Here is a 14,896-nt window from a genome sequence, read left to right as displayed (position 1 = left end):
CTCCTTACTATTTAGTTGTTTTCTATTGACGCCCTAGAGGGGTATCGGGTGCTAGAAAACACGGTAGTAAGTCCGTCGTTATGCTTTCCCCATAAGGGTATTTTATAGCGTAACTACACCCGATAACATTATTATACGCTATGCGCATATAACGAGTCAAAGCATTCAATGCACGGAAAAAGACTGTTTCGGTAACCAATCCGCTTGTTGTTTTAAGATGTTTTTGAAGCACCTTTGTATGAATCTAACGGTTTTAAAGTTTTTGTCAAGTCGCTCGTCAGAACGGCTTCCACCTCTAATTTTTCCCATTCATTTTCATTCACCACTTATTTAAAGGAGCATAAAGTATGGCAATAGGTTTTCTACACGGTGTTGAAGTCGTTGAAGTTGACGACGGCACCCGCCCCCTTCGCGCGGTTCAATCGGCAGTTATCGGGATTGTTGGCACAGCACCCGATGCCGATGACCGAGCATTCCCTCTCAACACACCGGTTTTGGTAGCAGGCTCTCTTTCACAAGCTGCAAAACTGGATAAAACGGGTAAGCGTCAAGGCACCCTACCCAATGCCCTTGATCTCATTTTCAAGCAAGTGGGTGCTATTGTTGTTGTAGTGCGCGTGAACGAAGGTGACAATGGAAATGCAACACTCACCAATGTTCTAGGCGGTGTGAACGCAAATGGTGCTTATGAAGGTGTTCATGCTTTGATTGGAGCACAATCCATTGTGGGACAAACACCACGCATTCTCATCGCTCCAGGCTTTACACACAAACGCCCTATCAGTCTTAGCAAGATTGATGTGATAAACCAAGGAAGCGGTTACACTCAAGCAACTGTTAAAATTGCCGGCGGGGCAGAAGCAGAAGCAATCCTGAAAGATGGAAAAATAACTTCTATTGTCATTAAGGACAGTGGCTTTGATTATCAAACCGCCCCAAATGTGACGATTGAAGGAGATGGCACTGGTGCGACAGCCAAAGCCAAAATCAGTACAACCTCTAATTCTGTAGCGGCAGAACTCATTGGCATTGCAGAGCGTCTGCGTGCTATTGTGGTGCTTGATGCACCAAACAGCACAGATGAAGCAGCACTTAGCACAGCAAAGGATTTTGATTCAAAGCGCGCCATCATAGTTGACCCATTTGTAAAGGTAAATCGTGATGGAAAGATCATAGAACAGCCAGCAAGTGCAGCAGTTGCTGGTGTCATTGCCAAAACTGATTTTACACACGGTTTTTGGCATTCTCCTTCCAACAAAGTGATCAATGGCATTGTTGGTATTACGCGCCCCATTGATTTTTCCATTGGTGATAGATCAAGCCGTGCCAACCTTCTCAATGAACAAAACATCACAACTATCATTCGAGAAAACGGCTATCGCCTTTGGGGTAATCGCACCCTTTCAAGTGATACAAAATTTGCTTTCTTATCGGTGGTACGCACCGCAGATATGATCAATGATGCCATTTTGCGCGGGCATCTATGGGCTGTCGACCGCAATATCAAAAAAACCTACATGAATGATGTCAGTGAAAGCGTCAATGCCTATTTGCGTGATTTAAAAGCACAAGGCGCCATTCTTGGTGGGCGTTGTACGCCTGATCCAGAGTTGAATACAGCAAGCGCCATTGAAGGCGGCAGAGTCTATTTCAATGTCGAATTCACACCAACAACACCAGCAGAACACATCACATTCCGTTCACGCATTGTGAATGATTACTTAGAGGAGATCTTTTAATGACCATACCTATTTTACCAAGAGTTTTGAAATATTTTAACATTTTTGTCGACGGCATTCCCTATCAAGCAAAATGTGAAAGCGTAACATTACCGAATTTGAATTTGGTTGTTGAAAGTTATCGTGGTGGAGGCATGGATAGCTCTATTGAAGTTGACCTTGGTCTTGAAACCCTCACACTTAGCATGACCATTTCTGATTGCTCTCCAGAATTGATGGCACTGTTGGGGCGCACAGATGTCGATATCTCATTACGAAGTTCAATGCAAGCGCAAGGCACACCCGCAGAAGGTGTTGTCATTACCATGAGAGGACTATGCAAAGGCTTTGAAATGGCAGAATGGCAACCGGGCAGCAAAGCAACATCCACAACTACCTTCACATTGCAGTATTTCAAATATGTCCAGAAGGACGTTGAAATCGTTGAGATAGACGTCCTCAACATGGTGAGAAAATTCAATGGCGTTAATCAACTCGCAGAACATAGAGAAAATATAGGATTATAAAATGACAGTCCAAACAAGCATTACACATAAATTACTTGTACCTGTTACCTTTGAAGGAAAAGATCACACCGAAATTACTTTACGGCGCCCCAAAACAAAAGATGTGCAAGCAATAGATAAGAAGGAAGGCGTTGAACAAACAATCGCTATGGTTTCTCGCCTTTCTGCATGGCCACATGAAGCTGTTGGTGAACTCGACATCAATGACTTATCGAGCATTGGAGAAATCTTAGAGTCTTTTATCAAACGGCGGGATACCTCGACTGGGAAACCGCCGCTAAACTCATAGCCGATATTACCATTGTGTTCCATTGGTCCCTTTCAGACATGATGGAAATGGAACCACAAGAATTAATATTCTGGCGAAAACAAGCAGCAGAAAGGTATAAGACAAAATGAGTAAAACAACTAAGGGTGCCGATGCAAAGGTAAAATTGACTCTTGAGGACAAACTCACCGCACCTCTCAAACGTGTACAAGAATCTTTTAAGAATTTGTCGCATACATTAAATATTCCCCACTTTTCTGCTGCACTAAAAAATATGACAGCATGCCTTAAAGGCGTTCAAAGAGCCCTTGGTACAGCGGCAAGTCGTGCTTCGGTATTTACCGGTGCTTTAGGGCTTACTGGTGATGGTCTTGTGGCAAGCTTGATCTCCGTTACCATGCAAACCATGCATCTTGGGGATAGTCTTCACCATGCATCACAGCATTTGGGAATGAGTGTTGCATCACTTCAATTATGGGGGGATGCAGCCGATAATTCAGGCACTTCTGCCGAGCTTTTTCAACAATCCTTAGCGGTTTTAAATAGGCGTTCAGCACAAGCATATGCTGGACAAAAAAGAGGCATGATGGGCTTTGAAGCGCTTGGCATTTCTGTCAAAAACACTTCTGGAAAACTCAAATCCACTTCTGTCTTGTTAGAAGAAATTACTGACAAGATGAGTAAGATGAAAAATCAAGCACAAAGAGAGCATATTGCTTCTCTGCTGTTTGGTGGGGATGGTAAAGAAATGGCCGCCATGCTTGCACAAGGCATGGCGCCTATCAAAGAACTATTTGCAAAGGCGCGAAAAGGAAAATGGCTGATAGGTGCCGATGTTGCACGCTATGCAGCAGATTTGAGTGATAAGCTTGGTGCTTTTAAGAAAAAAATAGGCGGTATCGCGAGCTTTATTGGCGTGCGTTTCATGCCCGTGATTAATGATATGATTGACGGTTTTTCAAAGTTGATTGATGAAAACCGCGACCTCATTCAAACAACCGTTGCGAGCTGGGCAAAAACCTTAAAAAAAGTCCTTAATGATTTGCTTAATCCTACCTCTGATTTAAGAAAAGGCATCAGTGATCTTACAGAGAGGATTAAAGGCTGGTTCCAATGGCTAGAACTTCTGATTGGTGAAATAACCCTCTTTAAGGTAGGACTTGTGGCACTTGGTTCGTTCATTTTTGGTCCACTCATTGCCGCATTAGCCGCAGCGGGAGCAGCGTTTGTCACACTTGGTTATACTATAATGACAACGCCCATAGGATGGCTAATTGGCGGCATCGCATCTCTTGTTTTACTCTATAAATATTGGGATGAACTCAATGGCTGGGTAGCTGCATCTTTAGCCGCGGTTGGAGCAGTTCTTACCGGAGCATTCATTGCGGCAATAGCACCAGCTGCTTCCGCAATTGCTGGTCTTGCTGTAACTCTTATAGCTTCACTTATTCCAGCAATAACTGCCGTTAGTTCTGCTTTTATATCGCTTGGTATCGCAATCATGACCACTCCTATCGGCTGGATCGCTGGCGGCATAGCAGCCCTTGTTGGAGTTGGATATCTGCTCTACAAAAATTGGGATACGGTAGTAAGCTTCATAAGCAACTTGTGGAATTCTTTTGCGAGCTTATGTAGTAACGTTTTCAATAACCTCTTGACGCTCTTTAAAAACTTTTCACCACTCTCTTGGATTTCGAAAAAAATCAATGCATTGATTGAGTGGCTGTTTGGGGTCAATCTCATGGAAGCAGGAATCAATCTGATTAACGGGCTTTGGGAAGGTATCAAAAACCAATGGAGTGCTCTGTCTGAATGGTTTAGCGGCATGATAAGCACATTAACCAGCTGGATGCCTAATTGGATGAAAGAACAGCTAGGCTTTAATGTTTCAATCAACAAAACTTCAACCCAGACTTTAAAAACCTTTACCGATGAAACCAATGCACGCGCAAAAAGAATGGTTGATACAGCAATTGTACCCAATGCTCCATCTGAAAAACGCAAGAGTGGTTTTAATACAGGGACAGTCGAAACAGAATACATAGAAACTCCAAATACAAAAGTGGGTTCCTTTGAAGTTCCAGAACCCATTACGATTCACAAACCTGTTGAAGTAGACGCCCGTGTAACCATTACAAATCTAAATATTTCAGTACCAAATGGTCTTAAGGACGAAATCAGAGACGCTGTCAATCAAGCACTTGAACGCTATGCAAAACAGCAACGTTTAGCCATAGCCTCTAGCCTTTCGGATTAAATACCATGATGTTAGCTTTGGGTGTTTTTATTTTTTCCATTGAAACAGCAACTTATCAAACACTTGATATGTCTTATGGGGTTCCATGGGTAGAGCAAGGGCGATTGGGGCGAAAGACTGCTCTTCAATTGCCTGCTGTTGCAAATGCGGAATTTTCTTTAACTGGTGTGATTTATCCAGATTTCAAAGGTGGTCACAGACAGCTCGAATATTTACGGCAAATGGCACATGAAGGACCTCACATTCTTGTGACTGGTCAAGGCAAAATCTTAGGTAAGTTTGTCATTCTTTCTGTAGAGGAAAAACAAAGCGTTTTTCATCATAACGGCACCCCCAAAAAACAAGAATTTACAATAAAGTTGAGAGAATATGGTGAAGAGCTATGAGTGATCTTTACGTGACAAAAGAAGGCGATATGGTTGATGCCATTTGCTGGAGATACTATGCAAAGGGTCAACAAGCCCTTGCTGTTGAACGCGTTTATGCAGCAAATTTTGGTCTTGCAGACTATGGACCCATCTTAAAAGCAGGCATCACAATCGTTTTGCCAACCCTCCCCTATCCGAAAGCCACACCAGTGATCAGAATTTGGGGTAGCAAATCATGAAACCTTTTTGCATGGTTCTGGCAAATGGAGAAGACATCACAAAAACTCTTATGGATTATGTTTTATCAATTGAAATTACCGATGAAGCAGAAAACAAAAGTGATCGTATCACTATAGAGATTGATGACCGCGCCCGGGACAGTGATAACGGCTTTCTTGATATTCCTCTCATCGGAACAATCATTTCTGTCACACTTGGCTATGAAGGGGGCAAAAACCGCGATATGGGAGCCTATCTGATAGACGAAATCTCTGTAAGCAGCCCACCACAAAGCTTAAGCGTGACAGGGCGCGCCGCATCAATGAACACGTCTTACAGAACCCCAAAAAGCCAATCCTATCACCAGCAAACCCTTGGCAGTATTGTTCAAGAGATAGCACAGCGTAATGGCTATACGCCAAAGGTTGATCCTTCTCTTGCAAAAATCGTTGTGCGTCACATTGACCAAACAGCTGAAAGCGATATGGCTTTTGCTGCACGCCTTGCAGAAGAATATGATGCGGTAGCAAAGCCCGTTGATGGCAAACTGGTGCTCGCCAAACGGGGTGAAGGCAAAGCCATCACCGGTGAAACACTCCCTATTGTTGTTATTCATGAGAAACATTGTACCTCTTGGGATTTTAAATACAGCGCACGGGATGAAGCAGGTGCAGCAAATGGCTTAGAAACGGATGTAGGAGACGACCAAAAAGCCGCTGCTGATGCACGAGAACCAGAAGAGATTGATGATGATGAAAACTTTATCCATATGGATGACAGTGATCGAGCAGCACCATTATCATCTGAATCGGAAAAAGCAGAAAAAGAATCGGAAAAACAAGAAGAAGACAAAGAGAAGAAAGGCGGTGTTCTCGCAACCTATCATGACTTACGCAGTGGTGAAAAAAAAGAAGTCAAAGTTGGCAAAGCACCGTTTCATGAACTCAAATATACCTACCATAACCAATCAGAGACTGTTGCAGCCATTGCTGCTTATCGCAATAAATCATCACGCGGTAAGTCTTCTTTCTCATGTGATATCGGTGGTGATCCCTTTGTGCAAGCAGAAGCAAAGCTTGTTCAGGAGCCCTCTTTCCGCCCCTATATTCCAGCAGAATGGCGCATCAAAAGCGTTAAACACAAGCTTGATAAAACAGGTGGTTATACCACAAAAATAGATTGCGAGCTTTTTGATGAAACCCAAGAAGATGCGGCTGGAAACGTTGCAAACACCACACCAGACAAGGATGATACCCTTGATCCAAACGCTCCACCAAACGCATGCGACGAAGGCGAAGGCGTTATCCATATGGATGAAGAGGATATCAATTAGCAAAAATATCAAAAAATTATCAGAAGCCACTTGACAATGTGGCGACAATATGAATAATCGAATTAGGTGCCTAAGAAACACCTTAATAGTAAGCGGATTTGGTTACGAAACAATCTCTTCTCCGCACGTTTAAAGGCTTTGACTCATTGTATGTGACATGCATATAATGATCTTGTCGGGTGTAGTTACGCTATACAATACCCTTTTGGGAAAAGCATAACGACGGACTTACTACCGTGTTTCTTAGCACCCGGCACTTTTTAAAAGTGTCATTGATAAACATCTAAATAGTAAGGAATTCTTATGAACACTCTTATAGAAATTAAAGAACAAAATATTGGTCAATAAACTGTTCAAACGGTTAACGCACGTAAATTACATACGTTTTTAGAAGTCAATTCTAAATTTGCAGATTGGATTGTACGCCGTATTAAAGAATATGGATTTTTGGAAAATCAAGATTATGGTTTTACGTTTCTCAAAAATGAGAAACGTAAAAATGTTATAAGTAAAGAATATCATCTTACCTTAGATATGGCGAAAGAGCTCTCAATGGTTGAACGCAATGAGAAGGACGCCAAGCTCGTCGTTACTTTATTGAATGTAAAAAGAAACTAAAAAGTCAATTTATTGATTATGATGATATACGTTTTGCTTTCCCAAAAGATTGGGATAAAATGTCTCCGACTAAAAAGGCTGTTTACATTTATGAACCTCTCCACATGCATCTTGTCAAAGCCTGTACGTTGGTAGAAGAAAGCAAGCATTACAAAGCCATAATCAAAGAAGCAAAACAAGTCTTAGAAAGATCTGTCGTGAAAGCCGCTTAAGTAAAAAATATGCCTCCCCTCCCCATTTCAAAATGAGGAGGTAGTCAAGATGCTTCTTCTAAAGCCGCTTGTTCCTTACAATTATTTTGGATAGGCGCTAAACTAATCTGCAAATTTAAAGCACTCAAAACACTGAGAAAAGTAGAAAGCCGTGGGTCGCCTTTATCACTTAAAGAACGATAAAGAGACTCTCTTGATAGCCCTGTATTTTGGGCGATTTTACTCATTCCTTGGTTTTTCGCTATTATACCAAGAGCATGGGCAAGATACTTACTATCTTTGCTTTCAAGAGCATCTTCTAAAAGAATCCTTTGTGTCTCAGGTGTCTTGAAATATTCACTTGTGTCAAATTTAGTAATTTCCATGTTTTATTTCCTTTACTAATTGAAGAGCTTTTTTGATATCCTTTTGTTGTGTAGATTTATCACCAGCATTCAGTAATAAAATGATTTGTTTACCTTGTTTTACAAAATAGATTCTATAGCCAGGACCATGATGTATCTTTAACTCTCCAATTCCACGGAAAAATTTTACATTTCCAAGAAATCCCGTTTCTATTCTTGCTATCCGTTTAACAATATGCGCTTGCGCAATCTAATCTTTTAAAGAATCTAGCCATTTTATAAAATGCTCTGTTTTGTATACTGTAAACATTTGTAACTTATAAGATACAATTATTACAATGTCAAATACATTCTTTTGTTCCAATGAAAAAGAGACATAAAGCTTAACCAAGCTATCTTTCCGAATGAGAAAGATGTCAATTTTTTAATCCAGCTCTGCTTTTTGCGGAGCTTTTTTTATGGAGAATCATATGCGAAAAATATCATCAGAAGGACTTGCACTTATCAAACAATGGGAAGGTTTGCGTTTGAACGCCTATAAAGATGCCATTGGGGTGTGGACAATAGGTTATGGACATACAAACAGTGCTGGAAAGCCTTTTATTTACGAAGGCATGACAATCACTGAAAAGCAAGCAGAAGAACTTCTTTGCCAAGACTTAAGACAATTTGAAAATGCTGTTGAACGCGCTGTTACAGTTTCATTAACGGATGAACAATTCGCGGCGTTAGTGTCCTTTTGCTATAATGTAGGAACAGGAGCCTTTTGTAACTCGACACTGTTAAAAAAGCTCAATCAAGGTGAATATGAAGCTGTCCCTGCCGAGCTACAGAAATGGACCACAGCAGGCGGGAAGCGTCTTGAAGGTCTAGCTCACCGGCGTGCGGCAGAAACAGGCTTATGGGCGAAAGGTGCTTTTGTTTCCTCTAACTACCAAACAGTCGAAACACAAGCACCAACAGGTTTTTTCAAAGCAGAAGCCCTTGCACCGATTATTGGTTCTTTTTCTGGGCTTGGAGGCTTATTAGCAGGAAATGGACCAATCCAATGGGCATTGGCCACCATTATGATTTTAGCTGCATGTGCTGGCATTTTCTTTGTTGCTAAACGCTTTCAGGAACACCGTTTATGATCTTATGGATGAAAAGAAATCTGATGGTAATAGGCGCGGCTCTAGCCGCTTTTTTTATGGCTTTGGCAAAAGCTTTCACCCTTGGAAAAAAGGCAGAACAGCAAAAGCAAACAGAAAAAACCTTAGAGGCAGCAACAACACGGCTTGAGGTAGAAAATGAAATTAATCAAAAAAGTGATGCTGATGTGCGTGCTGCTCTCTCTGACTGGTTGCACGACAAATAAATATGCTTCTTCTTGTGTTGGTTGGTTGCCAATTTATTTAGAGAGGCAAGATATCAACGTCATCAGTTCCAATTTAGCAAGAGAGATCTTAAAGCATAACAAGCAGGGCGAACGTGTGTGTGGGTGGAAACATGGCTAGGAAAAAAACAAAAGACGATATAGAACTTACAGAAGGAGAAAAAGAAATACTTCAAGAAATTATTATGACCTACAAAAGTATAAAAGTGATGTCACGTTATACGAAATGGATTGTACTCATTATACTCTTATTAGCGCTTGATTTTTCACGCCTTATAGATGCTGTAGGAAATATTTTTACACAAAAACCAAATATCCGACTCTAAATACATTCTGAGATGTGCGAAAATCTTTAGAAAATGAATTCTTAATTTTGCTCGTCTCATGGAGGCGATAGAGAATGTCTTTGCGCATTTAAAATAGTGGTTCTCAAAGAATTAAAAATTTGTTCTATAATAATAACAAATTGTTAATATACGTGCGTTTAATAGGTATATTTCGTAATATTATCGGCTAAAAAGGTGGGAATAATTATGGAAAACGTCGCAGTTCAAAAACAAGAAAAGAATAAAACTGAAAAGTTTTCTATGAAAGAGAATCTTGCTGGAAGAGTTTGTCGTTTTCCTAAACCGTCCACTGAAATGGAAGCTTTGCAGCCTGTTTTTGAAGCGGTAAGCAACGCTATTCACGCGCTTGAAGATTCTAAGCAAGAAGATTACAAAAGCGCGGGTAACATAGATATAGAAATCAAAGATATAGATAAAAATGAAACACTTGAAATTATAGTTAAAGACAATGGTGTAGGATTGGATGATGAGCACTTTCAAGCTTTTCGCACTGTAGATACTAATTTTAAATTAGAAAAAGGAGGAAAAGGAGTTGGGCGGCTGCTATGGTTGGATGCCTTTAAGAAAATACGAGTTAAAAGTATATTCCTTGAAGAAGATCAGCTTTACCAGAGAAGCTTTACATTTTGTTTGGAAGAGGAAAATCAGATTCTTGATCATTCAAAAATACCTCTTATTAATCAAGAAGTAACCGGAACAGAAATTATTTTTACCGGTTTAAGAGATGTAGCGTACCAAAAATATTTTCCACGCAAAACTGAAGCAATTATCGATCATATTGGAGCACATTTTTTTTCAGATTTAATTTTAGAACAACTTCCTCAAATAACTTTTCGTGATGATCAGATGTCTGTCAATTTAGCACAGAAAGTTAAAAAATATTTAGTAGAAAATAGGGGAGAGATTACACTTGAAACCGCAGATTTTGGTTTATTAAAAATTCGTAATTTTATTTGCATGGCGGATGCTAACCTTAACTTTAAAGGGAAGAACCACTATCTACATCTTTTCGCACATGATCGTACTGTGACTACTGAAAGCATCGATAACCTTATTGGTTTTGGAAAATTTGGAACCCAAAAGCTGGTATATCATGGTTGCATAAGTGGCCAATATTTAGATGATAGAGTTAATCAAGAAAGAACGCATTTTTCTTTTAAAAATAGTATATTAAAAGATATTTTACGTGCCGTTGCCAACAACATTACACAGAGTGTTCTTGCTCCAGAAAATAAAGAGTATGAAAGAAAACGTTTAAATACATTAAAAAAGTTTTGTAAAACCCATCCCTCCTATCGCTTTGAGAGTTATGAAAAATTATTAGAAACACTTCCTAAAGCTGCAAAGAATACAGAGGGGTTTGTTAAAACACTGGCTATTCACAAACTTAGGAGAGAGAAAAAACAAAATAAGAGAATTGAAGAAATATACCGTGAAATTACTGAAGGAAATGCCAATACAGACAGCTTTTCTCAAAAAGTTTCTGAACTTGCAAGAGAAGTTAAAGATGAAGAAACAAGACAGTTAGCAGAGTATGTTATCCGTCGTAAAGTTATACTTAAAATTTTAGAAGGATTAATAATAGAACTTAAGAAAAATGTTAATGGTCAAGAAGTACCACATCTAGAGAAAACATTGCATAAACTTATTTGTCCAATGCGTGTTCGGGGGGATGATCCTGAATCTCAGGAAAATTTAACACATGATTTATGGATTATTGATGAGCGATTAACATTTACAAAATACTTTGCTTCGGATGTGCCTATCAATCAAATCATGCAGGATAGTACAGAAAAAAGTCGTCCTGATTTATTATGTTATAATCAATTATATGCCCTAGGACTTGAAGGTCGTCTTGATGCAGATCTGGACAGGCTAATGTTAGTGGAGTTTAAAAGACCAGGTCAGAAAAAATATAAAGCGGGTTACTCCCCCATGAATCAAATAAACAAATACCTCAATGAACTTAAAGGACAGCGTATAAAGACATTTGATAATAAGAAAATAAAGATTTCAGAGCAGTGTGTTTTTTATTGTTATATTATTGCTGATATAGAAGGTGAACTTAAAACGCAAACGTCTACATGGCAAAAAACAGCTAATGGGCGAGGGAGAACTTTTCCTCTACAGGGAGAATTTCGAGGAACCGTTGAAATAATAGAGTGGTATGATTTATTAGAGGATGCAAAATTAAGGAATGAAGCATTTATTTCTACATTAAAGGTTTAATTTTTTGAGGCGATAGACAATATCTTCGCCCATTTAAAACAATAGATTTCAAAAATTAAAACTTCACCCCCTCCCCGCTTTTAAAACGGGGAGATGGATTGTGATTTAAACTAAGCGGCTTTCGTAACAGATTTTTCTAAGACCTGTTTTGCTTCTTTAATGAGAGCTTTGTATTTTCTGTTCTCTTCATCTACTCTGAAGGCATCAAGAAGACGCATATGAATAGGACCTAAAAGATATAAATTTTTTTCGCCAGCGTTCATACCTTCCCAATAGCTTGGCAAATCAAAGCGCGTATCATTATCATAATCAACAGATTGGTTTCTTAGTTTCTTTTCACACTCAATAAAGTAACGGCGTGCTTGACGTCCTTTCTCATTACGTTCCACCATTGAGAGCTCTTTCGCCATGTCTAAAGTGATATGATATTCTGTACTTGGACGACCCGCCTTTAGGTTTCAGTAAATTTTTACCAAAACTCACAAAGCTTTGATTTTCCTGAAAGGGATTAGGTTTTACTCTTTTTTGAGTAAAACTCACAAAGTCCTGATTTTCTTGAAAAGAATATTCTTCAATCCGTCGTGAAATCCAATCGTTGAAGCGTATATTAACTTCTAAAAACGTATGCAATTCACGCGCATTAACAGTTTGAATGGTTTGCTGATCAATGACTTGTTCTGATATTTTTATAAGAGTGTTCATGATGAACTCCTATCGATTAGATGTTTTTCACTGACACTCAATAAAAGAGTGCCTGGTGCTGAAAAACACGGTCGATAATCCGTCGGTTATGCTTTTCCCATAAAGGGTATTGTATAGCGTAACTACACCCGACAAAGCCATTATATGCGTGTAACATATAATGAGTCAAAGCCTTTAATGTGCGAAGAAGAGATTGTGTCGGCAATCTGTCCGCTATCGATTTAAGGCGTTTTTCAGGCATCTGATTCGACAATAGAAACATTGTTATAATCCTGTCAAGTAGTTCCTGATATAAAAGATGCCCATTGTTCTAAGAGAACACGTCGTTGTTCCAAAAAATCCGTTCGCATATAAGCTTTTGTCACTGAACTTCCAACTGAATGGGCAAGAACAGTTTCGGCAATCTCAAATGGTGTTGACGTTGTTTCTGCTATCCAATCCCGTAAGCTTGAACGAAAACCATGGGGACGATAAGTCAAACCACAAACTGTCATATACTTTGCCATGGTGGCATCAGAAATGGGGTTGCCTCTAAGACCAGAAAAGAGAAAACCATTCTTTTCAAAGGGGAGAGTTTTTTCAATAACTCTCAAAGCTTCATCACTTAGTGGCACGCGAAAGTCTGAAACTTTCCCTACAATACCTTTCATGTTTTCTTTTGGTATCGTCCATATATTTTTGTCAATTTGTTCAAGGCGCAAATAGCGCAATGGATATGACCGTACTCCCGTCAAAATGAGTAACTTCAGTGCTAAATTTGAAAGGATATCATCCTTTAAGTTTTGATAAAAAGCCGGAACCTCTTGCCATGGCATAGCAGGAATATTTGTTGATGTCGTACGTGGTTTTCCTAAAAGCGCGCGTGCCTTCATACAAGCCTGTAGATCAACATCTAAACCAAGAGCCGCAGCATATTTCAAGCAAATATTGATACGGTTAAGCGCTTTTCGCGCTGTGTCTGCTTTTTCATGCCAAAGGGGTGCGAGAACATTGCGAATGATATTGGCTGTTAATTTTTCTATAGGTAATTTGCCTATGTGTGGAATCACGTGCAACTCTAGAGGAGAAAACCAGCGGCCGTTTTTACCTTCATTTTTCAACTCTGCTTTTTTGCTTTCAAAAGCCGCTTTTGCAATTTCTTGGAAGATATTGCTTTGCTGTATTAAAATAGTCTGTTCTCGAAAGACGATAGGATCATTGCCTTCTTTAAGAATATCACTATAATATCTTGCAAGCTCACGCGCTTCTTTTAAAGAGAATTTCGTAACAGGACCAAGTCCCATTTCACGGCGCTTATTGTGGTGCGTATAGCGAAAAAACCAAGAGCGTGTATTGTCTTTTCGAACATTCAACCATAGCCCTGCCCCATCACAATATTTTCCTTGTGGAGAGGACTTTACAAGTAATGCTGATAACCGATGAATCGCCCTCACTTAACGTCCCCTCTCGTCCACCTTTTTTGGTCCACCTTTTAGACCACCTTTAATTTCTGATTTGAGATTTTTCCTTTAATACTTAATTTTTTTATTGAATCATAAAAAGCTACAAACATCAATACGCCCTTACACATCTTTATATACTTTGAATCTTGTTGCTAAAGCCTGATTCGCTCTCTGGGGGCACCATTTTTTATTTTACACATGTTTGTAAATGAATCGGCTTTTAAAACCTTGTCTGTTAAAGTTTATGCTTTCTGCTTCTGCATAATTTAGCATTTTTAAGTTCTATTCTTGAAAAACTATGTAATACCTTAACAAATTATCTATTGATCTAAGTGTATTGCTCAATAATTTTTTCTTCCATTCAAATTAACTTTTTGCTTATCCCACAGAAAAAACATTATAAATATACCTAATTTCCAGTCATATCTAGAAGAAATTTTAAACTATCGATGCAAATCTTACATAAAATTTTATTCAAATAGTGCAAATCAGCCATTCCCTCCAAGGTACTCTTTAGACGCACTAAATATCTGAATATTTTTATTTAAAAAATTAAAATCTTTTAAAGAGCTTTCTTATTGAATTATACTTAATTTAAACTCAATAAAAACTTTCCTTGAATATATATGTCATTCTTACAAATTTATCTCTCATAAACTGTTAGAGTAATAACATTTTCTTTTCGCCAATATGAACGATCTAAATAAAATAAATATCTGGAAAGGTAAAATAATTCAAAAATACACGACCGGAATTTAATATAATTTATCAAACATTTTCAACTAAACATTTCTTATTATTACGAAAACGATTGTTAGAACTTTAAAAAAATATTGCTTTATAAAAAACTTTTAAACAGGAAAAAAATGATAAATATCATAATTACCTTTCATTTTTTCAGAAAAAACTATCATGTTTAGAAATGAAACTCTTAGAT

At 38.8% G+C, this 14,896-nt stretch carries 16 protein-coding genes and 2 pseudogenes; 14 read left to right on the top strand and 4 right to left on the bottom strand.

Translation table 11 applies throughout. The features are described from left to right. Window positions 1-347 precede the first annotated feature (347 nt). The 9 genes and pseudogenes from ACFIK3_RS07270 (at window position 348) to ACFIK3_RS07230 (ending at window position 7,520) form a co-directional block, all read left to right on the top strand. The gene (locus ACFIK3_RS07270; protein ID WP_375676467.1) at window positions 348-1,739 is read left to right on the top strand and encodes a phage tail sheath subtilisin-like domain-containing protein; all 1,392 of its coding nucleotides are present in this window, start codon (window positions 348-350) and stop codon (window positions 1,737-1,739) included. Next, window positions 1,739-2,245 carry a phage major tail tube protein gene (locus tag ACFIK3_RS07265; protein ID WP_375676466.1) on the top strand — a complete coding sequence of 169 codons (507 nt, stop codon included), beginning with the start codon at window positions 1,739-1,741 and terminating at the stop codon, window positions 2,243-2,245. The genes ACFIK3_RS07270 and ACFIK3_RS07265 overlap by 1 nt, the downstream gene beginning before the upstream one ends. 1 nt (window position 2,246) lies before the next feature. After that, window positions 2,247-2,534, top strand: coding sequence for a phage tail assembly protein (locus ACFIK3_RS07260; protein WP_375654658.1), 288 nt, complete (start codon window positions 2,247-2,249; stop codon window positions 2,532-2,534). 38 nt (window positions 2,535-2,572) lie between these two features. Continuing rightward, a complete protein-coding gene (locus ACFIK3_RS07255; RefSeq protein ID WP_081485993.1) occupies window positions 2,573-2,644 on the top strand; it encodes a GpE family phage tail protein in 72 nt (23 codons plus the stop codon). Then, entirely contained in the window at window positions 2,641-4,770 is a 2,130-nt protein-coding gene (locus ACFIK3_RS07250; protein WP_375676465.1) for a phage tail tape measure protein, read from the top strand. The genes ACFIK3_RS07255 and ACFIK3_RS07250 overlap by 4 nt, the downstream gene beginning before the upstream one ends. Window positions 4,771-4,775: 5 nt before the next feature. After that, window positions 4,776-5,156 carry a phage tail protein gene (locus ACFIK3_RS07245; protein WP_375676464.1) on the top strand — a complete coding sequence of 127 codons (381 nt, stop codon included), beginning with the start codon at window positions 4,776-4,778 and terminating at the stop codon, window positions 5,154-5,156. Continuing rightward, window positions 5,153-5,377: a tail protein X gene (locus tag ACFIK3_RS07240; RefSeq protein WP_375637136.1), complete on the top strand. Its 225-nt coding sequence runs from the start codon at window positions 5,153-5,155 to the stop codon at window positions 5,375-5,377. Before ACFIK3_RS07245 ends, ACFIK3_RS07240 begins: the two co-directional genes overlap by 4 nt. Then, a complete protein-coding gene (locus ACFIK3_RS07235; RefSeq protein WP_375676463.1) occupies window positions 5,374-6,690 on the top strand; it encodes a contractile injection system protein, VgrG/Pvc8 family in 1,317 nt (438 codons plus the stop codon). Before ACFIK3_RS07240 ends, ACFIK3_RS07235 begins: the two co-directional genes overlap by 4 nt. A 303-nt stretch (window positions 6,691-6,993) precedes the next feature. Then, window positions 6,994-7,520, top strand: a pseudogene (locus tag ACFIK3_RS07230) (antA/AntB antirepressor family protein). Between the two features lie 44 nt (window positions 7,521-7,564). On the opposite strand, the gene ACFIK3_RS07225 reads toward ACFIK3_RS07230, so the two are convergent. Both ACFIK3_RS07225 and ACFIK3_RS07220 read right to left on the bottom strand, forming a co-directional pair. Beyond that, window positions 7,565-7,885 carry an addiction module antidote protein gene (locus tag ACFIK3_RS07225; protein ID WP_010705378.1) on the bottom strand — a complete coding sequence of 107 codons (321 nt, stop codon included), beginning with the start codon at window positions 7,883-7,885 and terminating at the stop codon, window positions 7,565-7,567. Then, window positions 7,872-8,114, bottom strand: coding sequence for a type II toxin-antitoxin system RelE/ParE family toxin (locus tag ACFIK3_RS07220; protein WP_375637885.1), 243 nt, complete (start codon window positions 8,112-8,114; stop codon window positions 7,872-7,874). Before ACFIK3_RS07220 ends, ACFIK3_RS07225 begins: the two co-directional genes overlap by 14 nt. A 220-nt stretch (window positions 8,115-8,334) precedes the next feature. Between ACFIK3_RS07220 and ACFIK3_RS07215 the strand changes: the two genes are divergently transcribed. The 5 genes from ACFIK3_RS07215 (at window position 8,335) to ACFIK3_RS07195 (ending at window position 11,815) form a co-directional block, all read left to right on the top strand. Beyond that, window positions 8,335-8,997: a lysozyme gene (locus ACFIK3_RS07215; RefSeq protein ID WP_375676462.1), complete on the top strand. Its 663-nt coding sequence runs from the start codon at window positions 8,335-8,337 to the stop codon at window positions 8,995-8,997. After that, the gene (locus tag ACFIK3_RS07210; RefSeq protein WP_273791683.1) at window positions 8,994-9,221 is read left to right on the top strand and encodes a hypothetical protein; all 228 of its coding nucleotides are present in this window, start codon (window positions 8,994-8,996) and stop codon (window positions 9,219-9,221) included. Before ACFIK3_RS07215 ends, ACFIK3_RS07210 begins: the two co-directional genes overlap by 4 nt. After that, complete coding sequence (locus tag ACFIK3_RS07205) at window positions 9,154-9,360, top strand: hypothetical protein (RefSeq protein ID WP_273791682.1); 207 nt, start codon at window positions 9,154-9,156, stop codon at window positions 9,358-9,360. Before ACFIK3_RS07210 ends, ACFIK3_RS07205 begins: the two co-directional genes overlap by 68 nt. Continuing rightward, window positions 9,353-9,565: a hypothetical protein gene (locus ACFIK3_RS07200; protein ID WP_273791681.1), complete on the top strand. Its 213-nt coding sequence runs from the start codon at window positions 9,353-9,355 to the stop codon at window positions 9,563-9,565. Before ACFIK3_RS07205 ends, ACFIK3_RS07200 begins: the two co-directional genes overlap by 8 nt. Before the next feature lie 207 nt (window positions 9,566-9,772). Further along, window positions 9,773-11,815 (top strand): ATP-binding protein, encoded by a 2,043-nt coding sequence (locus ACFIK3_RS07195; protein ID WP_375637888.1) that lies wholly within the window; start codon window positions 9,773-9,775, stop codon window positions 11,813-11,815. Window positions 11,816-11,925: 110 nt separating this feature from the next. Here ACFIK3_RS07195 and ACFIK3_RS07190 read toward each other — a convergent pair. Together ACFIK3_RS07190 and ACFIK3_RS07185 are read right to left on the bottom strand one after the other, a co-directional pair. Continuing rightward, window positions 11,926-12,517, bottom strand: a pseudogene (locus tag ACFIK3_RS07190) (antA/AntB antirepressor family protein). A gap of 275 nt (window positions 12,518-12,792) precedes the next feature. Continuing rightward, the gene (locus tag ACFIK3_RS07185; RefSeq protein ID WP_375676461.1) at window positions 12,793-13,950 is read right to left on the bottom strand and encodes a tyrosine-type recombinase/integrase; all 1,158 of its coding nucleotides are present in this window, start codon (window positions 13,948-13,950) and stop codon (window positions 12,793-12,795) included. Window positions 13,951-14,896 lie beyond the last annotated feature (946 nt).

The sequence above is a fragment of the Bartonella sp. CB10SXKL genome (assembly GCF_042195515.1).
In the GTDB taxonomy this organism is placed as follows: domain Bacteria; phylum Pseudomonadota; class Alphaproteobacteria; order Rhizobiales; family Rhizobiaceae; genus Bartonella.
The sequence above is the reverse complement of the archived record's forward strand: the minus strand, read 5'-3'. Positions and strand labels throughout refer to the sequence as shown.